The following is a 22,518-nucleotide window of genomic DNA, read 5'->3' as shown; positions in this document are numbered from 1 at the left end:
AGCCGTCCCGCCAATTTTCTTCGCGCGTCGTGGCCGCTAGAGTTCAATCAAGGAGCAGTCTGGCGCTCTCTCGCGCTTTTTCGTGACGTACCCGGTAAGCGCGCTGAATCATCATCTTTCGCGTCCGGAGTGCGCTCCCCGCGGACATCGCTGACAGCCAGTCGAACGCTGTCGGAACGAATTCGCCATTGGGAGGGATCAAAAGATCGCTTTCGTCAAGCTGTTTGCGAATGCAGCCGCGATCATGGGTGATGACAGAATTTCCAGCCGCCTTCGCCTCGAACAGCACCATGGGCTGCGCCTCGTTGCTGTAGGTCGTCGGGAAAATGAACACGTCGATGTCGCGATAGAAGGCGGATTTTGCATCGTCGTAGAGCGGACCGCGGTATTCCAGCGTGCCGCCCAGGTCGGCGACGGCGACGTTGATCATGGCGAGGTTGCTCGGATCCCGCACCGGGCCGGCGAGAATGGCCTTGAGCGGATGCCCCTCGTCTCGCGCGTGCCTCGCGAGCGCGACGAATGTCTCCAGGCCCTTCTCACGGCTGAGGTTGCTGAGCATCCCGATCACAAGATCCGTCCTCTCCACAGGCGGGTTCTCGCTCTGTGGCTGCACGTAGGCAGCGTTGGAAACGGTCTTGCAGCGGATGCGGCGATCATATGTGTCGATGAAGCGATCCCGCATCATGTCGCACAGGAAGATGTGGGCCAGTTTGTTCCCGCCGAGCACAAGGACGAGGCGCATCAGCAGCCTTGGCGTCTCGATGTAGCTGAAGCTGTGATGATGTAGATACACTGGGTATGCGAGGAGCCTCGCGAAAACGACGATCTGCAAGGTGTAGACCAGGCCAAGGCCGCCTTCACAGCCGACGTAACAAGCTTTATCGGCGTGCTTGCGCTGGCGAAACAGCCGGGCACAGGCGCCAATGGCCCGCAGGAGTTTCGTTGCATGCCGGCGAAACGCGCCGGCGCCGACCGGTGGAGACATGTTCTGAACGGTTGTCGTGTTGTCTTCCGTCAGAAGTGCCATCATGCCGGCGGTCGCAAGGGAGTAGCCGTGAAGCGGCGGAGGCAACGGACCAATTGCAACAATATGGCGTGTCATTCGGGAAGTTACCTCGTTGCGCCGAACGACTATCGCCATCGGCGCAAGAAAATTCAATCTCCCTCGTGTCCGCCCCGGATCAACGCGTGGAGCAGAGTGCGCCGGACGTTACGCCGCGACGGTTGCCTGGTTGACTTCGAAAGCAAAGCCCTCGTCTGCCCAGCCCGTCATGCCACCAATCATCACCTTCACGGACAGGCCGAGGCGGGCGAGGCGAAGGGCGGCTTTGTCCGTGCCGTTGCAATGGGGGCCGGCACAATAGACGACGAAAAGCGTTCCCGTCGGCCATTCCGACATCCGGTTCGCGGTCATCTTACCGTGGGGCAGGTTGATGGCGCCGGGGATGTGGGATGCTGCATAGAGAGCTGGCGAGCGTACGTCGAGCAGGACGAAGTCGCTGTGCCCGGCGGCGACCGAGGCGTGCACATCCCAGCAGTCGGTCTCAAAGGTGAGCTTGCGGGCATAGTAAGCGGCGGTGGCATCGGGGGAGGCGGCGGGAGTTTCGGCAACGGCACTTGGCATGACATGTCCTTTCGGTTGGAATTGCCGTGAAGGATGCATGATGATAGATCTCTCCGAAATTGGCCATAACGACGATTGGCGTAAATATCGTGCCAAATACGATGCTGCTTTCCGGTCCCCAGGTGATCGTGCTCGCCTATGACGGCTTGTGCACATTCGAGTTTGGAATTGCCTACGAGGTTTTCGGCCTTCCTCGCCCCGAGATGGGTGCGAACTGGTATCGATTTGCCGTTTGCGGCATTGAACCCGGCCCGTTGCGCGCGGCCGGCGGACTGACGGTAACGGTTGACAGCGATCTTGGCATTCTTGACGACGCGGATCTCATCGTCGTGCCCGGTTGGCGCGCAATCGATGCACCGGTGCCGGAACCGCTTGTCGCAGCCTTGCAGGCCGCTCACCGCCGCGGCACACGGATCATGTCGTTGTGCTCGGGGGTCGCCGTTCTCGCAGCGTCCGGGCTTCTGAGGGATCGTCGTGCGACGACGCACTGGCGGTACGTCTCCTCGATCGGCGAGCGCTATCCGGACATCAGTCTCGATGCGAGCGTTCTCTACATGGATGAAGGCAGCCTCCTGACGGCCGCGGGCAGCGCTGCGGGCATTGATCTTTGCCTGCATGTCGTGCGTGGTGACTTCGGCACCGAGGCGGCCAACAGCGTCGCGCGTCGCCTTGTCGTGCCACCGCACCGGGAGGGCGGCCAGGCCCAATTCATCAGCACGCCGGTGCCGCAGGCGCGAGAAGGCATACGTCTTGGCCCATTGCTGGAATGGATGCGGGCGCGGCTCGACGAGGAGCAGCCGATCAGTCTGCTGGCTGGAAGGGCAGGCATGAGCATGCGGACCTTCCAGCGAGGTTTCGAGGCGACCACCGGCGCAAGCGTCGGGGAGTGGCTGCTGAAGGAGCGATTGCGGCACGCCCGCGAACTTCTGGAAAAAGAGCTGGCGATATCGCTCGACGACATTGCCGTCGCCAGCGGCTTCGGGACGCTGGCGACGATGAGGCATCACTTCCGCAAACGGCTCGGAACAAGTCCGAGCGCCTACCGGCGGTCGTTTTGCGAATGAAAGTTTTGTCTATTCACGGTCCCGAAAAGTAGTGATGACGTTGGGCGCCATCATAGCGGCCGGACTCCAGGCAGCAGTTCTTGAAACCGCCTCCGGGAGCCGCAGGGGCAGGGGTCGCATCGGCCGAGTTTTTCTATGAGTTCAACATCACCGTGGACGATACGCGCTCCGGTTTTGACCCGGGCTTCGGACGGGAATGATTTGCGTCGCTTCGAGGTTACCTCAAAAGCTGAGGTCGATGAGGTGTTTGCGAGCCATTGCTGCCTCCTCTTGATATCGCTGCGACAGCGCAGCCCGGCTGCAATAGCATATTTCGCGGTCTCTTCAACATGACGGATCGGCGGCGACCGATCCGTCATGTTCAGTCGTTATTCCGCGGCCTGTCTGGCCATCGGATTGTTTGGGTGCGTCGTCCAGTTTGCGTAGTTAGGATCGACGATCTTCCCGGTGCGCTGATCGAGTTCGCCGGCGGGCAACTGCTCCATGGTGATGCAGTTTTCGACCGGACAAACGTTGACGCAGAGATTGCAGCCGACGCATTCGTCTTCCATGACCTCGAAGTGGCGCACGCCGTTGACGAACTGGGTGATGGCCTGATGCGATGTGTCCTCGCAGGCGATGTGACAACGGCCGCACTTGATGCATGCGTCTTGGTCGATCCTGGCCTTGGCGATGTAGTTGAGGTTCAGATATTGCCAGTCGGAGACGTTGGGAACAGCGCGACCGGTAATGTCGTCCAGATTTCTGTGGCCCTTCGCATCCATCCAGTCGGAGAGACCCGTGATCATCTCCTGCACAATCTTGAAGCCGTAGGTCATCGCCGCCGTGCAGACCTGCACGTTGCCGGAGCCCAGAGCCATGAACTCGGCCGCGTCGCGCCAGGTGGTGATGCCGCCGATACCGGATATCGGCAGGCCGTAGGTTTCAGGATCGCGGGCGATTTCGGCCACCATGTTCAGCGCAATCGGCTTGACCGCCGGGCCGCAATAGCCACCGTGACTGCCACGACCGTCGATCGAGGGCTCCGGCGCAAAGGTGTCGAGATTGACCGACGTGATCGAGTTGATCGTGTTGATCAGCGAGACCGCGTCGGTGCCGCCTGCCTTGGCCGCCCGCGCAGGCTTGCGTATGTCGGTGACATTGGGTGTCAGCTTGGTGATCACAGGCATGCGGGTGTACTGCTTGCACCAACGTACGACCATCTCGATGTATTCGGGCACCTGTCCGACCGCGGCGCCCATGCCGCGTTCGGACATGCCGTGCGGACAGCCGAAGTTGAGTTCAATGCCGTCGGCGCCGGTCTCCTCGACCAGCGGGAGGATCGCCTTCCAGCTTTCCTCCTCGCAGGGCACCATGATCGAGGCGATCAGCGCCCGGTCCGGCCAGTTCATCTTCACCTGCTTCATTTCACGCAGATTGGTGTAGAGGTCGCGGTCGGTGATGAGCTCGATATTGTTCAAGCCCAGCAGCCGGCGATCGGCGCCCCAGATCGCGCCGTATCGCGGGCCGTTGACGTTGACAACAGGCGGGCCTTCCTCGCCCAGCGTCTTCCAGACTACGCCGCCCCAGCCGGCCTTGAAGGCACGCTCGACGTTATAGGCCTTGTCGGTCGGCGGCGCGGAAGCAAGCCAGAACGGGTTGGGCGACTTGATGCCGACGAAATCATTGCGGAGATCAGCCATTGTTCATTCTCCCCTTCAAGCGACGGCAACGGCAGGCTGCGCACCGGCAGCAAGCATGCGGTTGATGGATTCAGCAGCATCACGGCCCTGGGCGACGGCCGAGACGGTCAAGTCGTTACCGCCGAAGACGCAATCACCGCCGGCCCAGACGCCGTCCAGCGAGGTCTTCCCCTCGGCGTCGACAGCGATGCGGCCGGCTTCCAAGCGTAGCGCGCCGAGCCCGGAGGCATCGAACGTCTGGCCGATCGCTTTGAAGATCTGGTCCGCGGCGATGACTCCGGTTTCACCCGTCGTCGAAAGGCGACCGTCCACGAGCCTCGTGTACTCGACTTCGATCGCGGCGACTTTCCCGTCCTGCGAAAGGATGGACTTCGGGGCCAGCCAATGACGGATGATGACACCCTTCGAGGTGGCGAGATCCTGTTCGAACTCGGAGGCGTTCATGTGTTCCTTGCCGCGGCGATAACAGATCGTCACCTCCTCGGCGCCAAGCAGTTTGGCCTGAACAGCAGCATCGATTGCTGTCATACCACCGCCGAGAACGACGATGCGACGACCGACGGCGATATCCGCCTTGCTTTCAGCCTGGCGCAAGCCGGCAATGAAGTCGACGGCGTCATCGACGCCAGGCAAGTTTTCGCCCTCGACGCGCAGCGCGTTGACGCCTGCCAGACCCATGCCGAGGAAAACCGCATCGTACTGCGACTGCAGTTCGGAGAGCGAGAAGTCGCGGCCAAGCTGCTGGCCGTGGCGGACGTCGATGCCACCGATGGCCAGGACATATTCCACTTCCTTCTGAGCAAAGTCATCGACGGCCTTGTAGGTGGCGATGCCGTATTCGTTGAGTCCGCCGGACTTCGGCTTGCCGTCGTAAATGACGACATCGTGCCCCTTGACGGCGAGGCGATGGGCCGCCGCAAGGCCTGCAGGTCCAGCACCCACGACGGCAATCTTCCTGCCGGTCGAAGCGGCACGGCTGTAAAACTGCTTGTTTGCCTGCATTGCCGCGTCGGTCGCGTAGCGCTGCAGCCGGCCGATTTCCACGGGCCGCTCTTCTGCCGTGTTGCGCACACAGACCTGCTCGCAGAGCTCTTCGGTGGGACAGACGCGCGCGCACATGCCACCCAGGATGTTCTGGTCGAAGATCGTCTTTGCCGAACCTGTCGGGTTGCCGGTAGCGATCTGACGAATGAACAGCGGGATGTCGATCGAGGTGGGACAGGCCGTCATGCATGGAGCGTCATAACAGAAATAACAGCGGTCAGCCTCGACCAGCGCCTCGTGCTTGTCCAGGCGCGGATGAAGATCCGAAAAATTAGCCTCGTACTCGGCGGGCGAAAGCCGACCGGCACGGATCCCAGTTTCCAGTCGTTCCATTGAAGTTCCCTCTTTATTGGTAAACGGCCAGTAGAAGGAAGCGTAACTCAGGATAAAAAATTTATCAAACGGTAAAATTTTGACAATTTAGTCGGCGTTTAAATTGGTTATGCGATTGTTTTTGCTTTTGATTGTTATCGCTCGGGAAAGGTGGTTTCCGCGACGGTTCGACATCTTGTCAGCCGATCCGACAAGTTTGAAAAAAAGTCGAATTTTTTTGTGGGGCTGTGGAACCAACTTCTGATCCGACCGTTACTGCGATATCCGAATGATGATCGCATCGACCCAATCATGCGCGCCCCAACCCATCATCCGGACATACTCACGGTCCCCTCCCGGTGAGTGAAGACAGCCTGTGCGCCGCCCTCGCACCGGCTGTTCTTCGTTTGGGCTATCGCATTTTCAGCTTGTGTGGCTCGCGCTTAAGAATTTCGAATTCGGCATCGGGAACGACAAGCTGATACTCGATGCGACCGGGCAAGAGCGCAAGTTCAGCTTTGCCATTGACGGAGGAGGGGACGACGCGCTCGAGCACGGTCTTGCCGAAGCTGTTGTCACTAAACTCGTGAACTTCATCGCTATCTGCCAGTGTTTCGACCCAGGACACCTCGATTGCCCGCCGGCCGGCGAGCAGTGTTTCCTGGCATGTCAGCGTGATCGTCGGCTTGCCCCCGGCGATTGCGCCGTAGGAGGCGGAATTGACGATCAGTTCGTGAAGGGCAAGCCCTATGTGGACCGCAGCGTTGGGCGTCAGGTGCACGTTGAGCCCAAAGATCGGCGGCGCTCCGGCTTTTTCCGGCCAATAGGGAGCGAACTGCTTTTCGGCCAGTTCAAAGAAAAACGCGCCGCGCCAGCTTGAGTCGGTGATGAGATCCTGAGAATTCGATAGCGATTGCAGGCGCCCGCGGAACTTCACAAGAAAACCGTCGAGGGACAGGGTGTTGCGCGCAGTCTGCGTGGCAATGCCCTGGATGATGGCCAGCAGATTTTTCGAACGATGCGATAGTTCACGGAGTAGGGACTTCAGCACTTTTTCTCGGTGCTGGGTCTCTGTCACTTCCGTAATGACCGAAAGCACGCCGGAAGGACGGTCTCCGCCTATGCGGTGAATCTTCAATTCGTAGGTGCGCATCTCGCCATCGACCGAAATATCGACTTCGGCTCGCGCAGCGGTTCCTGTTTCCAGAACCTGGTGCTTGAGTTTGCCGAGCTTGCGACCATGAACATCGCCGAAGAGATCCGTATCGTTGCCGCCGGGCACGAGGAGCATCGGGAACTGCGAAGGCAGATTTTCTGCATAGACAATCGCGAGGCCGGGATCCTGAAAGATGATCGAAATCCCGGCACTGCCGATCGCGCATTCCAGCAGTGCCGCCTTGCCTTCCAATGAGAAGGGTACGCCGGGCACTGGTCCACTTCTATTCACCGAGCCGCCTTTCCTTGATCCTTCCCACGCCACGGGAAGAAGGTGTCCATTTGCAGATAGTCTTCATTATAGAAATACGCACTGCAAAAACCGTTAAGCCGTGGGGGAAGCGTTACAGATTGACCGAAACGCTCCCCTTTCCGCTTTGTTCCTTAACGGCTGGGCGTCTGATCAGGCTGCTGCCCGGGTGGACTCATTGAAGAAAAGTGCTTGGCTTATCAATGCTTTGACCATATCCGGGTTGAAGGGCTTCGTCACAAGGAATGTTGGTTCGGGGCGCTCGCCGGTCAAAAGCCGCTCTGGGAAAGCGGTGATGAAAATGACCGGAACGCTGGCCGTTTTCAGGATATCGTTAACCGCGTCGATGCCCGAACTGCCGTCGGCGAGCTGAATATCTGCCAGCACCATGCCGGGCCTGGTCTTGTTGTAGAGCGCTACGGCTTCCGCGTGTGTGCGGGCGATCCCCGTGACGCGATGGCCGAGGCTTTCAACCATCTGTTCGATATCCATGGCGATCAGGGGCTCATCCTCAATGATCATGATATCGGTGGCGACCTGACGGGAAATCTCGCGTGAGGCGCTGTCGAGAAGCCCGACGATCTCCTGCTCGTCAAGATCGAGGATTTCGGCAATCTCGCCGACCCGGAAGTTCTCGACCGAGGCGAGAATGAAAGCCTGGCGTGCACGTGGCGAAACCTTGGCAAGGTTGAGCGTCGCACGCTGTTCCCACGCATAGGGAGATGCGGGCTCGGGAATCTGAACCGTCGCGGAACCAAACAGCGCGGTGAAAAGTTTGTAGAGGGCAACACGGTCATCAGCCGTATCCGGAAAAATGGAAATATCGGTAATGATGGCTTCGAGAACAGCGGCAACGTAAGCATCGCCAGAAGTCTGTGTGCCGGTAAGCGCGCGGGAATAACGACGCAGGTAGGGAAGATGCGGCGCAATTCGAGTAGAAAGTGTCATTGAAAGCTCCCGTCTATAGGCCGGTCACCGGCTCTAATGGGGCTTCAAACGCACAGCAATGGAAAAAAGTTCCTCAAGCCGAGGAACTTTTTTTTCGCGTATGCATTCTCTTGGCTACCAGTGGAGGGCTCGCCGTCGTTATTCATGATGCCGAAAGATGCTTGCGGTTTGGCTGACCCCGGCAAATAAAATACCTATCCTTCCAGGCAATTGCTGCATCGAGCTCAGGGACAACAGGCAAGAAGTGAAATTGATGACAACACGTAAAAATGAAAATGATCAGCAGCGGCTGGAGATGCGCGCTAGCGACATGCTCGATCCAAACAGTCAGATCGGCGTGCGCTTGAGATCTCTGTATTCCGCCGTGCAGGACGAAGCGATTCCCGACCGGTTTCTTGACCTGCTTGAGAAACTTGATCAGGCCGAGCTGATGGCTTCGGCCAAAGCTGCGAAGTAAGGTGGCTAGATGGAAAAGCAGGAACCAAGCTTCAAGCGCGAACTCCTGGCGGCATTGCCAAGTCTCCGCGCGTTTGCCATCTCGCTGATCGGTCGGCATGACCGTGCTGACGATCTGGTCCAAGACACCATCATGAAGGCCTGGGCCAAGCAGGACCATTTCGAGATGGGCACCAATATGAAGGCATGGCTCTTCACGATCCTGCGGAACGAACTCTATAGCCAGATGCGCAAGAGCGGCCGCGAAATCCAGGACAGCGATGGCCTGTTTACGGAATCCATGGCGATGCATCCGGCGCAATACGGCGCGCTCGACCTGCAGGATTTCAAGAAAGCCCTCGACCAGCTTCCAGCCGATCAGCGCGAGGCAATTATTCTCGTGGGCGCGTCCGGGTTCTCCTACGAGGAGACGGCAGAGATCTGCGGGTGCGCCGTCGGGACGATCAAGAGCCGGGTGAACCGGGCCCGTCAGCGACTGCAGGAGCTGTTGCAGATTTCGGGCGAGGCAGACTTCGGGCCGGACGCGACATCGTCTCCGCTGACATCGAAGGCATTCGCATTCTAATCAGGCCTTTGCCTGGGGTTAAAAAAACCGGCGTCGTGAGGCGCCGGTTTTTGCATTGCCGAACGGTTTCCAGCTTTGTTCAATCGCCGCGCTTCGAGCCCATCAGATTGGCCGCGACCACCGCGGCTAGTACCCCCGCCGTGAGAAGCGGCTGGGACCGAACAAGGCCGATGCCGACCGCAGCCAGCGATTCCAGCGTTTGCCGGCGTTCTTTCGCCCGGCGTTCTTCCTGAGCGTCCATCACCATCATGACAACAAGGACAATGATAGCGACAAGCACCGCGGCGGCTGCAATGAATAGTGCTGCGCCAATCGGCCCGTAGATGCCGGCGAGCCATATGGCGCCTGCCAGCACGGCGAAGCCATAGGCCGTGAGCAAAAGAACCAGAGCGACGGCAATGAAAATACCGTTGCGCTTGGTCCGCGCAACGGTACGGTGAACACTCGTGCCCACCAGCATGCTGAGGATTGGGAAGAGCATCGAGCCTCCTTAGCGGCGGGCAAGAAGGGCGAGGACGAGCCCGAAGGCAGCAGCTGCACCAACGGTCGCGATCGGGTGGCGGCGCACGGTGTTACGCACCTCATCGGCGCCCCGCAGATATCCGTCCTGCAGCTCATGCAGCAGGTCTTCACTACGAGCGAGCAGGTCGTCGTAACCGGCCGCCGCCTGGTATCGAATCTTATCGCCATGCTTGCGTGACTGTTTGCCGGCAACCTTTGTCAGAGCGGCAATTTCGTCCCGAAGCGATTCGATCTGGTCCTCGATGGTGGATTCGATGCTGTGGAGCGTTCCATTGCCGTTCCGGCGGCTACGAAAGGGGTGGAGGAGCGAAGAGGCCACGATTTTCTCCATCTTTTAGGCGCGCACGCAAGCCGCCTGGTTCAAAACAGGGCCCGCGGGGAAGTTTGCACGAAGATAGTTTGCCCGCAATGACCCAATCATCATTTGTTTAACGCGGCCAATGGCCGAAAGTTCCGCTACGCAGGATTGCGTCAGGCGCGAACGGCGCTGTGCGCAAGAACGAACGGCGTGCCGTCGGCGGGGATCTGGTTGATGCGCAGGGCACAGCCAAAGACCGATTGCATCGTTTCGTCCGTCAAGACATCGCTAACACCGCCTACCGCGGCAAGATGGCCCGATTTCATCAGAATGATCTGGTCGGCGAACAGCGCCGTCAGGTTAAGATCGTGCATCACAGCAATCACGCCGCCGCCGCCTTCGCAGAACCGGCGCGCCAACGTCATGATGGTGAGTTGATGGCTGATGTCGAGGCTCGACACCGGTTCGTCCAGCAGCAGCCAGCATGGCCTGCCGTCGATGACGGGGTCGGAGATCTGGCAGAGGACGCGGGCAAGCTGTACGCGCTGCTGCTCACCGCCGGAAAGCTCCTGGTAGAAGCGGCCCTCGAAGCCGCCGAGATCCACCGCCGCCAGCGCTTTTGCCGCCGTTTGCTCTGCCCGTTCAGGATTGCGGTTGAGCCCGGCCGTCAGTCCCATGCTGACAATTTCGCGCACGGTGAAAGGAAAGGAAATGGTGCTTGCCTGTGGCAGCACGCCGCGCGTCGCTGCGAGTTGCCAGGGCTGAAGCGCGCTGACTTCGCGACCGTTGAGGCTGACGGAGCCGTCGTATGCGAGTTCGCCGGAAATAGCTTTCATTGTCGTGGTCTTGCCGGACCCGTTCGGACCGGCAATGGCCGTCAGTTCGCCGGCCTTCGCCGTAAAGCTGATATCGCGCACGATTGGCTTGCCCGAGAGACGGACGGAAATGCCGGATACTTCGATCATTGCATGTCACTCAAAGGGCAAGGCGTGAGCGTTGCCGCAACAAAATCCAGAGGAAGAACGGGCCACCGACGGCAGCCGTGATAATGCCGATAGGCAGTTCCGCCGGGGCAACGATGGTGCGAGCGAGAACATCGGCGAAAATCAGCAGCGAACCACCGAGAAGCGCGGAGGCCGGCAGCAGGAAACGATGGTCCGGCCCGATCGACATACGCAACACATGCGGCACGACGATGCCGACGAAGCCAATGCCGCCGCTGACGGCGACCGATGCACCGGTCGCAGCCGCAACACTCACGATCGCTATATTCTTCAGTCGCTGCACCGGAATTCCCATGTGAAAAGCAGCGGCTTCGCCGAGCGTAATCGCGTTCAGTCCACGCGCCATGAAGGGCATTGTCGCGAAGGAAAGGAGTATGATCGGGGCGGCGGCTGCAATCTTGGCCCAGGTTGCGCCTGCAAGCGACCCCATTCCCCAAAATGTCAGGTCCCGCAATTGCTGGTCGTTTGCCATGTAGATGAGAAGTCCGGTCAAGGCGCCGGCGAGCGAGCCGAGCGCAATACCTGCGAGCAGCATCGTCGCAACGGAAGTCTGGCCGTTGCCGGTCGCTATCCGGTAAAGCAGCCAGGTGCTTGCCAGACCGCCACCGAAGGCCGCGATCGGCAGGGCATAGATGCCAAGCAGGGCGTAGAGAGGTGCCGCAACGGTCGTGGCGAGCACAATCATCACAACGGCACCAAGACTTGCACCGGCGGAAACGCCGACCAGGCCCGGATCAGCAAGAGGATTGCGGAAGAGGCCCTGCATGATCGCGCCGGAGACGGCCAACGAGCCGCCCACGAGGAAGCCGAGGAGGGCACGTGGCATGCGGATATCGAAGATGATGATCCGGTCACGGACGTTCAGAGCGTCGGCCGAGCCCGCCATATTGGCGATAACGTCCACGAATGATGCATTGGACGCGCCTGTCGTCACCGAGAAGAGCAGTGACAACACCGAGCCCATCGCCAGCAGCACGATCGCCACGATGGCGATGCTCGTGCGATCGCCGGTGTGGTGTCTCTCCCGGAGGTTCGTCAGCGAGAACATTGTGCGCTTCTGTCCCATGGCGTCCTGCAGAGCCATTGTCAGCTCCCGTAGATCGCCGCGTTCAATTCCCGCACGGCACTTGCTGTGCGCGGACCGAAGCCAAGCAGGTGCAGGCCGTCCATGCGGATGATTGCCTTGTTCTGTACGGCGGGGGTCAGGGCAAGGGCCGGCTGCTTGAGAAGGTCGTCGTTCTTCGTCGAGGCGCCGTCGCCACGGTTCATCATCAAGATTACGTCAGGCTTCGCCTCGACGATCGCCTCGTCGGTCAGCGGCTTGTAGCCGGGAAAATTTCCGACGGCGTTGACCAAGCCGGAAAGCTTGATGATGCCGTCGGCCGCCGTGCCGGTGCCCGACGCCATGATTTTTCCGCCCTGCATGCTGAGGATGAAAAGGACACGCTTGCGCTCGCCTTCCGGGCGCTTCTCGGCATCGGCAATCACCGCATCGAGATCGGCACTCACCTTCGCTTCGAGGGCCTTCGCCTTTTCTTCGCGACCGAGCAGAGACCCCACCTTGTCGATCTTTGCCAGAATCCCGTCACGGGTATAGGCGTTGGGCACAGTCTCGAACGGAACGCTTGCACTTTTCAGAACGGTCAGCGCCTCGGGCGGTCCCGATCCCTCGACGGCGATGATCGCCGTCGGGTTCATGGCCAGAATGCCCTCCGGCGACAGCGCGCGCATGTAACCGACGTCGGGCAGCTTCAAAGCCGCCTCCGGATACATGCTCGTGGTATCGCGCGCTATCAGCCGATCCTGTTCGCCGAGAGCGAAGATGATTTCGGTCACATCGCCGCCCACGGATACAAGGCGGGTCGTATCCATCTGCTCGGCGTTGGCCGCGGACGCAAACGTCAGCGGCAACGCGACCACCGCCGCTGTAAGCACCGCCGTCCAACGTATCATGCCGCGTGATTCACTACGCATCGTCATCTCCTCGTCAGGCTGCAACGCTGGCGTTGGCTTTGGGCAGGCTTTCGATGATCTCGCGCCAGTCGGTACGCTCATCGCTACCTTCCTTACGCTTGCCGAAGAACTGGATGATCATCTCGCCATTTGTATCATAAGCTTCGAGCGATGTGACGTGGCCGTCCTTGGTGGGCTTTCGTACGGCCCAGGTCTCGGCAATGTGGTCCTGACGCAGATGCAGATGGAAAGTCGGATCGAGAACATTGATCCACGGACCCATCGGCTGGACGTTAAAGATCGGGCCGGAGTGGATTTGTACGATGCCGTTGTTCGCGACGAAGCACATGATAGGCAGTCCGGCTTTGACCGACGCATGCATCATATCGGCGGTCGCGCTGTTGTCCAGTTTCCAGGCGTAGTCCTCGCCGACGGTACGAACCGCTGCGCGACGGCCGATCTTCAGCTTGCGCAGCATACCGAAGAACTCATGCGTGTCGGTGAGCTTGCTCCAGTGGTCGCGCAGTTCGTCGCGACTGACGTCGCCGTCCTCGTCGGTGGTTGAGGATGCCGTCTCGGCAGCGAACTCCTGCGACTGATCATCGAGCTTCAGATCGCGAACAATCGCGTGGTAGGCGTCGACGTTCGAGGCGGGCCGCAGGTGGACCTTGTGGACCGCATTTCCTGCCTTGTCGAAGTATTGCAGGCTGAGACGTTCCTGATCGCCATCCTTCTTCGAGACGGCAAATCCGTGCGCCCAGCGGCTCGGGAAGATCCGGAGATCGATGTTTTCACCCAGAACGATCGATGCGTGCGGGCCTGAATTGATGTTTTCGTAGATGCCGATCTTCTCGTGGACCGCGCTCTCGTTGCGCGATAGAGCCATGACTTCGCCGAGTTCGGCGACGCGTTCCAGAAGTTTCAGTGCGCTGCCATCGATACGCGTGGCGCTGATGCCGACTTCGGCGGCGACGAGCGCTGCCTCGGAAATCTGCAGCTGAGCCGCGATGTCGCGTTCGCGCATCTTCGGATTTTCTGCGCGAAACGCGCGAATGTCGGCCGGAGCCGGTTTGGTGTTCTCAGTCATATCCTACCCTTACTTATTAAGAATGAGCTTGCCCTGTCGGGTGATTTTCATGCGGTACACCGCCCCCTCGTGGCGGATCGCTATCTCTGTCGCTCCGCGAAAAATGTCGGTGCTTTCCAGAGTTCGTACTTCTGCCGCGGGCTCGCGTTGCAGAGGCGCATGCTTAAATGTGTCTGGCTTCTCAACCATCATTTTCGGTTGGCTTGTTCCGCTTGAGATGGAGCTGCACACCCCATTTTCCTACAATTATCTTGACTCTCATAGTCATCATTTTTTAAACACGCAATAGCGGAGTTCAAAACTCAAGTTTTAGAAATTACTGGAGAAGTGCAATGTCGATTGGCAGGTTTGCGGCGCTCATGGTTGGCGGTCTCATGGCGGTTACCGGGGTGTCGCAGGTTCGCGCGCAGGACGCCGCAGCGGCTGCGCCGGCCGCAGGGATTGACGTAGAGTTGAACGGTCTTGCCCCGTCGCAGAAGGGCTGCATGATGACCTTCGTTGCACTCAACAAGCTGGCATCCCCCATCAACAAGGTCTCCTTCGAACTCGCCTTCTTCAACGACAGGAATGCCGTGGATCGCGTTACCGTCCTTGACTTCCGCGATCTGCCCCAGGGCAAGAAGCGCGTTCGTCAGTTCGATATGCCGAACGTCAAGTGCGATAGCCTCACGCGCGTGCTGATCAACGACACGCCCGTTTGTGATGGCCCCGCAGCTGGCGAGTGCATGAAGGGTCTTGTGACCCGTTCACAGGTTTCCGTTCCTTTCGAGGGTTGAGTGGTTCGCGGGAGATGACCTCCGGCGAGCTTTCGCATCAACTGGTCGAGGCAGGCGCATATGGCAGTTTCAGCAAAGTCGAGGGCGAGACACGTACTCATCGAGGAGCCGGTCTCAGGCGGGCTAATGAACGACAACAATCCCGGCATGCATCCGGGGCATGAACTGTCGGATCTCCACAATGCGCCGCGACAGCCCGCCGCGGAAGTGTCCCTCCACTATGCGCGCCTCGCTCTGATCGAGTCCTTTCCGCTGGATCCCCGGAGTGCGAGCAGCGGCGAGAATGCTGCGCCGCCAATGGACGCGGGCATCGAAAAGCCAGCGTCGCCCGGCAAGTCCCGTAAACGTGTCGTCGCCATGGCCTGCGTTGGCTCGTTGATCTGCCATGCGGCTCTCGTTGCTGTTTTGGTCGTCGGCTTCGTCGTCGCGCCGTATGAGCCGGTAGAAGAGGCCGGCGAAGCGGTAAGCGTTGTCATTCTCGGAGATTCAGAGGCGGACCAGGCTTCTGCGGGCGAGGAGGCCGAAGAACCAAAGCCCGAGGAGATCGTGGCTGAAAGCGTTCAGCCGCAGACGATGCAAGCGGCTGCGAGTGTGCCGACGGAAGTTCAGCCTACGGAGACCGAGGTTGTCGTTCCGTCACAGGAGGTGACACGCGTTTCACCCGAGAATGCGGTCGCCGCCGAGCCGGAGATTCTGGTATCCCAACAGCCTGCCGAGACGGCCGTGGTGCAACCGATGGCGACGCAAGTGCCGGCCGAGCTTCCGCCCAGTGTGCCACCGGTTGCCGAAGCTGCACCGGAAGAGGTGAAGCCGGTTCAGCCGACCGAGCCTGTCGAAATTGCACCGGAGCCGGATCAAACGCCAAAGCCGGCTGCAAAACCGAAGGCGGAAAAACCGGTCGAGAAGCCCAAGCCGGTAGAAAAGAGAGAGCCGTCGAAGAAGGCAGGTTCCAAGGGCGAAAACAGCCAAGACTCCGTAAGAGGTGCGTCCGACGGTAGCGCGACCGCTGCTTCCAATCAGAATTCATCGGCCGCCGGCAGCCGCGGCGGAGCCGGCAGTGCCGCCGTCGCCAACTATCCGGGCAAGGTCCAGTCGCGAATTCGCCGCGCGGTGAAGGTGCCTTCCGAGTACAAGCGAATGAGCGCGGCCATGAGCGTCCGTGTTCGTCTTACGATCGATGGTTCAGGTGGCCTGAGTGGTCTTTCAGTGGCGCGCAGTTCTGGAATTCCGGAGCTCGACCGCGCGGTTGTCGAGGGTGTGCGGCGTGCGGCTCCGTTCCCGCCGTTGCCTGCCGAATGGGGCAAGCCCGTCTGGTCCTTCACCCAGGAGGTGCAGGTGACCGGTCGATGATAAAATATGATAAAAATAATCAACTTTATACTTTACTATAAAAATCAGGTTTAATAAGGTCCGCCTTGCACACGCAGGAATCGTGTGACGATCAACGAGCGAATGGGTGGTAAATGGCTCGGAAGGCGAAGAAGGGTTCCAACCGCGATATCCGCGTTGGTGCGGATATAGTGATGACGCAAGAGGCGTCGGGGCGGTCAAAACTCGATGGTCGCAGCTTCCTCTATGTGGGCGGCCGGGATTGCCAGGTGGCGCATCTTCGTCAGATCGCAAGCAATTTTGGAGCCGAGCTGATCCATCACGACGGCGGCTTGCGCGAAGCAGTTTCCCGCATCGACACCGTCCTGCCCTCCGTCGACTGCGTGTTCTGCCCGATCGACTGTATCAGCCATGATGCCTGCCTGCGCGTAAAGACCGGCTGCAAGAAGTTCGGCAAGACCTTCATACCGCTTCGCAACGGCAGCAAATCCAGCCTGGAGCGTGCGCTGCACACCATGAACGAACGAGACAATTCCCGATGAACGAAGAACGCCCGGAAGGGTTCATGATGATCGGCCTGCACAAGCTCGCCGCTCAAAACGGTGACGGCCTTGTGCCGGAGCTTTACGATCTATTGCTCAGAAATGCCGAGCGGCGGCGGGAATATCCGAATGTCGCGGAGTTCCCGGTATGGGACGCAAGGATGCCCGGCCAGCAGCCCGAGAAGCCGCTTGGACTGGAGGCTGCAAACGGCAATAATGTCGTAGCCTTCACGCCGGTGCGTGCGGGTGGCAAACGTAAAGCGTGAGGATTGCTTCCATGTACATCGCGATGAATCGCTTCAAGGTCGCCGTCGGCTCGGAGGCGGATTTTGAGAGTGTCTGGCGAAACAGGGATTCCAGCCTGTCGCAGGTTCCCGGGTTCGTCGAGTTTCGCTTGCTGCGGGGAAGCACGAATGCCGACGAGGCATACACCCTTTTTTGCTCGCATACGGTCTGGCAGAGCGAGGAAGACTTCGTGAACTGGACGAAATCCGAGAGTTTTCGAGCTGCACACCGCAATGCCGGTGACCGCAAGGCCATGTATAAGGCCCCGCCGGTCTTCGAAGGGTTCAATGTCGTCGGTGGTATCTGAGTGAGCGGGCCGGATCCCGATCGTATCGAGGTCCTGCCTGTCCTGCCTTCTCTCGATCTGGACGAGACACTGCTGTTCTATCGTGACCAGCGTGGCTTCGACAGGATCGTTCACCAGCCCCCGAAGTATCTGATCCTTCGCCGCAGGGAGATGGAACTGCACTTCTAGCGCACGATCGATCAGTCGCTTTGCAGAAACACGTCAGTGGGCGTGCCGCAACTTACCGATCTCGAACTGCGGCCGTGGGGTATGGAGGAATTCCACATCCATGACCCGCACGGGAACCTGCTCCGATTTGGCCGCATACCGCTGAAGTGAATAGTTCAGGTCGGCCGCAAGAGCCCGCCGGCGGCTATCGCCAGCCAGCCAAACATCATTGCGAAGCCGCCTGTTGGCGCTGCCAGTGGAAACAGGCCTGAACCAGTGTAGCGCAGCATCACAAGATCGCCCGCAAACAGAAGCGTGCCGACGCCGATAAGCAGACCGGCGAGCCATGCGGTCCGCAGTCTTTCGGCGCCTATCGCCAGGGCGAGCAGGGCGGGCGCATGTGCGAGGCACATCGCCGAAGCGGATGCCACCAGATGCGCATCGCCGCCGCCATGCGCCGCGGCTGCGGCAAGAGCGACGCCAACAAAGCCGAGGAGACCGGCGAGGACGTAGAAAAGCGGCACAGTGCGTCTATTCAAGCTCATGGCCTGTCCTATTGCCTGTTTTGCATATGGTGGGCCAACCGCTCGACCGGCTGCCAAATGATCTCCCGCAGCTTCGGATTGGCAACCGTTTCATCCAGTGCGCGGCGGAAGCAAACCAACCATTCGTCGCGCTCGACGGGACCGATCTCGGCAACGAAATGCCGGCTCCGCAGCCGGGGGTGGCCGCGCTTATCGGTGTAGAGCGGCGGGCCGCCGAGGTACCCAGTCAGATATTCGTAGAATTTCTCTTCGCTGCCGTCGAGCGTCGGAGGATGAACGGCGCGGACATGCCGCGCTTCCGGCAACGTGTCCATCAGTTCGTAGAATCGGTGCGCCAGGGCGCGCACCGTCTCCTGGCCACCGATCGCCTGGTAAAGTGTAGTAGCTTCTTCCGTCACAATTCCAGTCCTTCAGGCCCAACACTTCATGCACCGTGACAGCGGCAATCGCAACCGTTCGCAGCGAGGCGCGGCATTTCGCGCCTTCGCACGGAGCATGCGTCGATATTTCTTGACAAAACCGTCTGGACGGTATCTTTTATACGGATGTCCATCGCTCATCATCGCCGCAAGCAGCCAATCGTCGTCCGCCAGCAGTTGCTGGACGTCGCCGCACGCCTGACGATGGAGCAGGGGATAGCAACGGTGACGCTCGATGCCGTTGCTGGTGCATCGGGTGTTAGCAAGGGCGGTCTGCTGCACCATTTCCCGACCAAGAATGCGTTGATCGATGCTCTTTTCGAGAGCCTGCTCGAGCGTTTCGACGCTGATATCGACAGACGCATGCGCGAGGACCCTGATTCACACGGTCGTTTCAGTCGTGCTTATCTGCATGCCGTTTCAGACCTGAAGGACAGCCCCGACGAGGCGGCGCACTGGGCGCAGGTAACCATCGCACTCCTTGCCGAGCCGCGCCTCCGCGATCGATGGCGCGTGTGGGTGCAATTGCGCACTGACGAGTACATCGGCACGGATTCGTCGATCGATGCACAGATCGTACGATTTGCAGCCGATGGCATCTGGCTTGCCGATATGCTGGGCAGCCATGCGCTCGGAGACGAGCGCGGGGCGCTGGTCGCTCGCCTCGTCGAACTGACCAACAAGTAGAAGGACCTGTCTCGCCATGGCTCCAGTCGCTGTGTATGCGCTGCTTTTCGCTGCGATCGTGCTTGAGGTTATCGGCACGACGGCGCTGCAACTGTCGCAGCAGTTCACGCGCATCGGTCCGACGCTCATTCTGGTCATCTGCTATGCGGCGGCTTTCTATTGCCTGTCCTTGACCCTCAAGGTCATTCCTGTCGGCGTCGCCTATGCTGTCTGGAGTGCGCTCGGCATCGTGTTGATTTCTGCCGTCGGGCTTGTCTACTTCAAGCAGCGGCTTGATGCGCCGGCCATAATCGGGCTGGGATTGATCATTGCAGGCGTGCTTGTCGTCAATCTCTTCTCGAAGTCCGTTACCCATTGATCTTGGTCGCTTGAGGACGTATCTGGCGTCGCGGCAAACGGGCAGGGGACGGCGGTTCCTTGCGACTTTTGACCGCGTACGGATTGCCGGACTTGCGGAACGAGCGGGCGTATCCATATCTTGATGCACTTTAGATAGTTTTCGCACCGCGACGCATTGGACGATCCATGACAGACAGCACGGCCGACGCCCCGCCTTCCAAGGCAACTGCTCCCGACACCACCGGACAATCCTTCGGTACCTCCGGTATCGCGCCGATGAACCGGCCGAGTGCGGTGACGCGTTTCTTCATGAGCATCGTCGCTTGGGCGGAGAGCTTGAATTTCAAATATGCCAAACTCGGCAATCCGCCGGTGTACGACACGGCAACCTTCCCCTGGGCCGCAGAAATAGAAAAAGCCTGGCCGCAGATTCGCGGCGAACTGGACCGCGTACTGGTGCGGCAGAGCGAGCTTCCCACATTCCAGGACATTTCGACTGACGTGAAGACGATATCCACCGATGCCGGTTGGAAGACCTTCTTCCTTGTCGGCTTCGGCGTGAAGTCGGAACAAAACATCAAGGCTTGCCCTCAGACATGGCAGGCGGTGCAGAAGATTCCGGGCCTGAAGACGGCTATGTTCTCGATCTTCGAGCCAGGCAAGCACCTGCCGCCGCATCGCGGTCCCTACAACGGGGTGCTGCGCCTGCATGTCGGCATGATCGTACCGGAACCGGCGGACAAGCTCGCCATTCGTGTCAAGGACCAAATCTGCCACTGGCAGGAAGGCAAGGCGCTGATCTTCGACGACGCCTATGAGCACGAAGCCTGGAACCACACCGACAAGACGCGTGTCGTGTTGTTTGTCGATTTCGTCAAGCCGCTGAAGTTTCCTGCCCGCTTTGTCAACTGGGCGCTGATGAACCTCGCCGTTTTCACGCCGTTCATCCGCGAAGGTCTCGACAACCACAAGGAATGGGAAAAGAAGTTCTACGCCGAGGCGGAGGCTTTCAGAAACAGGCCGCAGGACTAGAGTGAAGCGCGCGGCTGCGTGGCTTGCTGGCTGGCGCCTCCACGGTGGCGAATGCAATGCATCAGCCCGGTTCCGCGACGCCTTAGTTGTTGTTGGCTGCAAGCAATCGGCGCTTTATCTTGGTCGCCAGATAGATCACATAGTTCTCCGCGGCGTCTGCCAGATGAAGAGCTATTTCCTCTTCACGCCAACCCGCCGCTACCGCGCGACGGACCACGTCGTTGATCGCCGCATTGCAAACCGCTTCGCATTCCCGCGAGCGTCCCATGTCTTCGGCGCTGTAGTTCGGAGAGCTGATGTTTGTCATGGACACAAATTGCCATAACCGTGGGCGTTTTCAATCGATTGCTAATGAAGTGGTTAGTCAACAAGGTTAAGCGCGAGATACCAAGTGAAACGCGGCCGGCGCGGTTGGATCAAAAGGAAGGCGGCCATTCCGCGTGACCTGTTATGGTACTTTATTCACATCTAATATGTGCCGTTTCGGTTGAGAATCGCGCTCAACGTCAGCCGCGCGGGAGCGCGTGAAATCCGGCAAGTAAAATCATGGTAAACAGCGCCGTCTTCAGGTTTCCTTTGGCGGCGCGACGGTTGGTTTTCCGCCGGGATTGTAGCCGCCGCCGATGGCGACATTGAGCGAGACGTAGTCCTTTGCCACCTGCTGGACGGCGGCGGCCAGGCTTGCCTGCGCGAGCGACACCTGGCGCTGGGCGTCGAGCACGTCGAGCAGCGAGGAGGCGCCGTCCTTGTAGCTGGCGGTCGACAGCTCGAGCGTTTCCTGGGTCGTCTTGACCTGGGCGCGCAGGGCTTGCACCGTCTGCGCGTCGCGGCGGAGCGACACCTGGCGCTGGGCGTCGAGCACGTCGAGCAGCGAGGAGGCGCCGTCCTTGTAGCTGGCGGTCGACAGCTCGAGCGTTTCCTGGGTCGTCTTGACCTGGGCGCGCAGGGCTTGCACCGTCTGCGCGTCGCGGCGRACCGCCGACAGCGCATTCTCGACCTCTTCGACGGCTCCGAGAACCGTCTGCTTCCAGGCGAGATACTGGGTCTTGGCGTCGGACTTGGAGATGTCGACATTGGCGCGCAGGCGGCCGCCGTCGAAGATCGGCAGCGTCAGYGTCGGACCGAAGGACCAGCTGGTCAGGCTRCCGCCGCTGACGCCGGCCACCTTGACRTAGGAGGGCGAAATGGCGCCCGACAGGGTGATCGTCGGGTAGAGYTGCGAGATGGCRACGCCGATATTGGCGGTGGCTGCCGCCAGATTGCGCTCGGCGACGCGGATGTCSGGCCGGTTGCGGATCAGGTCGGCTGGGATGCCGGACTTGATGGAGCCGCGGAACACCGGCTGCGGGCCGGGCTTCAGCAGTTCGCCRAGCAGCGCGCCGGCGGGCTTGCCGAGCAGGGTGGCGATGTGATGGGCCGAGACGCGGATGTTGATCTCGAGGCCGGGGATTTCGGCCTGGGTCGCCTGCACCAGACCTTCGGCCTGGACGACGTCGAGACGCGAGGCGGCGCCGGCTTCCAGCTGGAACTTGGTCAGCTCGTAGGTTTCCTGGCGCGACTTCAGRTTGGCCCGCGACAGGGCCAGACGCTCCTGGAAGAAGCGCAGGTCGATGTAGGAGTTCACCAGATCCTGGATATAGGCGAGCGTGGCGACATCGGCGGTCGAGTAGGCGGCATCGAGCGAAGCCTGGGCGCTTTCCTTCGAGCGACGGAACTGGCCGAACAGGTCGAGCAGCCAGGAGACGTTGGCRTTGCCCTGGCTGGTGTTGGTGGCGGCATTGGTGGCGCTGAGGCTGCCCAGGTTGCCGCTGGCCGTCTGCGAGGCGCCGACCAGCAGGCCCGGCAGCGATCCGGCACCGGCGACCGTGACGCCGGAGGCGGCGGCGTTGATGCGTTCYAGCGCCTGCAGCACCGAAAGGTTCTCATCGAACCCCTGAGCCACCAGCCCGTTCAGCCGGGTGTCGCGATAGGCCGTCCACCACGTCGACGTCGACACGTCGCCGATGTCCTTCTGGCCGGTCTCATTGAACTTCGCCGGTAGCGGCATCTCCGGGGGCACATGATCCGGGCCGCTGACGCAGCCCGC

General features: G+C 60.2%; 28 protein-coding genes and 1 pseudogene. 12 read left to right on the top strand and 17 right to left on the bottom strand.

The features are described 5' to 3' along the window. Positions 1-43: 43 nt before the first annotated feature. Together ASC90_RS03225 and ASC90_RS03220 are read right to left on the bottom strand one after the other, a co-directional pair. The gene (locus ASC90_RS03225; RefSeq protein WP_056535713.1) at positions 44-1,102 is read right to left on the bottom strand and encodes a glycosyltransferase family 4 protein; all 1,059 of its coding nucleotides are present in this window, start codon (positions 1,100-1,102) and stop codon (positions 44-46) included. A gap of 108 nt (positions 1,103-1,210) precedes the next feature. Continuing rightward, positions 1,211-1,624 (bottom strand): rhodanese-like domain-containing protein, encoded by a 414-nt coding sequence (locus tag ASC90_RS03220; protein WP_056535315.1) that lies wholly within the window; start codon positions 1,622-1,624, stop codon positions 1,211-1,213. 101 nt (positions 1,625-1,725) lie between these two features. On the opposite strand from ASC90_RS03220, the gene ftrA reads away from it, so the two are divergent. Beyond that, on the top strand, positions 1,726-2,688 hold the full coding sequence (gene ftrA / locus ASC90_RS03215) for a transcriptional regulator FtrA (RefSeq protein WP_056535710.1): 963 nt from the start codon (positions 1,726-1,728) through the stop codon (positions 2,686-2,688). Between the two features lie 368 nt (positions 2,689-3,056). Here the strand turns inward: ftrA and preA are convergent, their stop codons facing one another. The 4 genes from preA to ASC90_RS03195 all read right to left on the bottom strand — a co-directional run bounded on the left by preA (position 3,057) and on the right by ASC90_RS03195 (position 8,139). Further along, positions 3,057-4,370 carry an NAD-dependent dihydropyrimidine dehydrogenase subunit PreA gene (gene preA, locus ASC90_RS03210; RefSeq protein WP_056535313.1) on the bottom strand — a complete coding sequence of 438 codons (1,314 nt, stop codon included), beginning with the start codon at positions 4,368-4,370 and terminating at the stop codon, positions 3,057-3,059. Between the two features lie 15 nt (positions 4,371-4,385). Next, positions 4,386-5,747 (bottom strand): NAD(P)-dependent oxidoreductase, encoded by a 1,362-nt coding sequence (locus ASC90_RS03205; protein ID WP_056535310.1) that lies wholly within the window; start codon positions 5,745-5,747, stop codon positions 4,386-4,388. A 391-nt stretch (positions 5,748-6,138) separates the two neighbouring features. Beyond that, positions 6,139-7,155 (bottom strand): sensor histidine kinase, encoded by a 1,017-nt coding sequence (locus tag ASC90_RS03200; protein ID WP_056535308.1) that lies wholly within the window; start codon positions 7,153-7,155, stop codon positions 6,139-6,141. A gap of 189 nt (positions 7,156-7,344) precedes the next feature. Further along, on the bottom strand, positions 7,345-8,139 hold the full coding sequence (locus tag ASC90_RS03195) for a response regulator (protein ID WP_056535307.1): 795 nt from the start codon (positions 8,137-8,139) through the stop codon (positions 7,345-7,347). 253 nt (positions 8,140-8,392) lie between these two features. Between ASC90_RS03195 and ASC90_RS03190 the strand changes: the two genes are divergently transcribed. Both ASC90_RS03190 and ASC90_RS03185 read left to right on the top strand, forming a co-directional pair. Continuing rightward, positions 8,393-8,596, top strand: coding sequence for a NepR family anti-sigma factor (locus ASC90_RS03190; protein ID WP_056535707.1), 204 nt, complete (start codon positions 8,393-8,395; stop codon positions 8,594-8,596). 9 nt (positions 8,597-8,605) lie between these two features. Continuing rightward, positions 8,606-9,160, top strand: coding sequence for an RNA polymerase sigma factor (locus ASC90_RS03185; RefSeq protein WP_056535306.1), 555 nt, complete (start codon positions 8,606-8,608; stop codon positions 9,158-9,160). Positions 9,161-9,239: 79 nt separating this feature from the next. Here the strand turns inward: ASC90_RS03185 and ASC90_RS03180 are convergent, their stop codons facing one another. The 7 genes from ASC90_RS03180 to ASC90_RS03150 all read right to left on the bottom strand — a co-directional run bounded on the left by ASC90_RS03180 (position 9,240) and on the right by ASC90_RS03150 (position 14,216). After that, a complete protein-coding gene (locus ASC90_RS03180) occupies positions 9,240-9,641 on the bottom strand; it encodes a phage holin family protein (RefSeq protein ID WP_056535304.1) in 402 nt (133 codons plus the stop codon). A 9-nt stretch (positions 9,642-9,650) separates the two neighbouring features. After that, complete coding sequence (locus ASC90_RS03175) at positions 9,651-10,013, bottom strand: DUF883 family protein (protein ID WP_200950834.1); 363 nt, start codon at positions 10,011-10,013, stop codon at positions 9,651-9,653. A 140-nt stretch (positions 10,014-10,153) separates the two neighbouring features. Next, positions 10,154-10,945 carry a heme ABC transporter ATP-binding protein gene (locus ASC90_RS03170; protein WP_056535300.1) on the bottom strand — a complete coding sequence of 264 codons (792 nt, stop codon included), beginning with the start codon at positions 10,943-10,945 and terminating at the stop codon, positions 10,154-10,156. Between the two features lie 10 nt (positions 10,946-10,955). Continuing rightward, positions 10,956-12,068, bottom strand: a complete 1,113-nt coding sequence (locus tag ASC90_RS03165) for an iron ABC transporter permease (protein ID WP_056535291.1) — start codon at positions 12,066-12,068, stop codon at positions 10,956-10,958. A 2-nt stretch (positions 12,069-12,070) separates the two neighbouring features. Then, positions 12,071-12,964: a hemin ABC transporter substrate-binding protein gene (locus ASC90_RS03160; protein ID WP_056535704.1), complete on the bottom strand. Its 894-nt coding sequence runs from the start codon at positions 12,962-12,964 to the stop codon at positions 12,071-12,073. Positions 12,965-12,971: 7 nt separating this feature from the next. After that, complete coding sequence (locus tag ASC90_RS03155) at positions 12,972-14,024, bottom strand: hemin-degrading factor (RefSeq protein WP_056535290.1); 1,053 nt, start codon at positions 14,022-14,024, stop codon at positions 12,972-12,974. Between the two features lie 9 nt (positions 14,025-14,033). Continuing rightward, entirely contained in the window at positions 14,034-14,216 is a 183-nt protein-coding gene (locus ASC90_RS03150) for a hemin uptake protein HemP (protein WP_056535289.1), read from the bottom strand. 140 nt (positions 14,217-14,356) lie between these two features. On the opposite strand from ASC90_RS03150, the gene ASC90_RS03145 reads away from it, so the two are divergent. From ASC90_RS03145 to ASC90_RS03120, 6 genes and pseudogenes are all read left to right on the top strand, one after another. Then, on the top strand, positions 14,357-14,800 hold the full coding sequence (locus ASC90_RS03145; RefSeq protein ID WP_056535288.1) for a hypothetical protein: 444 nt from the start codon (positions 14,357-14,359) through the stop codon (positions 14,798-14,800). A gap of 60 nt (positions 14,801-14,860) precedes the next feature. Beyond that, positions 14,861-16,150 carry an energy transducer TonB gene (locus ASC90_RS03140; RefSeq protein ID WP_056535287.1) on the top strand — a complete coding sequence of 430 codons (1,290 nt, stop codon included), beginning with the start codon at positions 14,861-14,863 and terminating at the stop codon, positions 16,148-16,150. 113 nt (positions 16,151-16,263) lie between these two features. Then, complete coding sequence (locus ASC90_RS03135; RefSeq protein WP_056535285.1) at positions 16,264-16,671, top strand: DUF2325 domain-containing protein; 408 nt, start codon at positions 16,264-16,266, stop codon at positions 16,669-16,671. Further along, a complete protein-coding gene (locus ASC90_RS03130) occupies positions 16,668-16,937 on the top strand; it encodes a hypothetical protein (RefSeq protein ID WP_056535280.1) in 270 nt (89 codons plus the stop codon). Before ASC90_RS03135 ends, ASC90_RS03130 begins: the two co-directional genes overlap by 4 nt. A gap of 11 nt (positions 16,938-16,948) precedes the next feature. After that, on the top strand, positions 16,949-17,263 hold the full coding sequence (locus ASC90_RS03125) for an antibiotic biosynthesis monooxygenase (protein ID WP_056535279.1): 315 nt from the start codon (positions 16,949-16,951) through the stop codon (positions 17,261-17,263). After that, positions 17,264-17,581: pseudogene (locus tag ASC90_RS03120) on the top strand (VOC family protein). It begins immediately after the preceding gene. Between the two features lie 5 nt (positions 17,582-17,586). On the opposite strand, the gene ASC90_RS03115 reads toward ASC90_RS03120, so the two are convergent. Both ASC90_RS03115 and ASC90_RS03110 read right to left on the bottom strand, forming a co-directional pair. Next, positions 17,587-17,955, bottom strand: a complete 369-nt coding sequence (locus tag ASC90_RS03115) for a DUF423 domain-containing protein (protein WP_056535277.1) — start codon at positions 17,953-17,955, stop codon at positions 17,587-17,589. An 8-nt stretch (positions 17,956-17,963) separates the two neighbouring features. Further along, positions 17,964-18,353: a group II truncated hemoglobin gene (locus ASC90_RS03110; RefSeq protein ID WP_056535275.1), complete on the bottom strand. Its 390-nt coding sequence runs from the start codon at positions 18,351-18,353 to the stop codon at positions 17,964-17,966. 147 nt (positions 18,354-18,500) lie between these two features. On the opposite strand from ASC90_RS03110, the gene ASC90_RS03105 reads away from it, so the two are divergent. From ASC90_RS03105 to ASC90_RS03095, 3 genes are all read left to right on the top strand, one after another. After that, complete coding sequence (locus tag ASC90_RS03105) at positions 18,501-19,061, top strand: TetR/AcrR family transcriptional regulator (protein WP_056535273.1); 561 nt, start codon at positions 18,501-18,503, stop codon at positions 19,059-19,061. 16 nt (positions 19,062-19,077) lie between these two features. Then, entirely contained in the window at positions 19,078-19,419 is a 342-nt protein-coding gene (locus tag ASC90_RS03100; RefSeq protein ID WP_056535272.1) for an SMR family transporter, read from the top strand. Between the two features lie 167 nt (positions 19,420-19,586). Beyond that, entirely contained in the window at positions 19,587-20,432 is an 846-nt protein-coding gene (locus ASC90_RS03095) for an aspartyl/asparaginyl beta-hydroxylase domain-containing protein (protein ID WP_082519781.1), read from the top strand. Positions 20,433-20,514: 82 nt separating this feature from the next. On the opposite strand, the gene ASC90_RS03090 is transcribed toward ASC90_RS03095, so the two are convergent. Then, the gene (locus ASC90_RS03090; protein WP_056535271.1) at positions 20,515-20,739 is read right to left on the bottom strand and encodes a hypothetical protein; all 225 of its coding nucleotides are present in this window, start codon (positions 20,737-20,739) and stop codon (positions 20,515-20,517) included. 258 nt (positions 20,740-20,997) lie between these two features. Continuing rightward, on the bottom strand, positions 20,998-22,518 hold a 1,521-nt coding region (locus ASC90_RS03085), incomplete at its 5' end, for an efflux transporter outer membrane subunit (RefSeq protein WP_056535269.1).

It is taken from the genome of Rhizobium sp. Root1220 (assembly GCF_001426265.1).
GTDB lineage: Bacteria > Pseudomonadota > Alphaproteobacteria > Rhizobiales > Rhizobiaceae > Rhizobium.
This window is presented reverse-complemented; position numbering and strand designations above follow the sequence as displayed.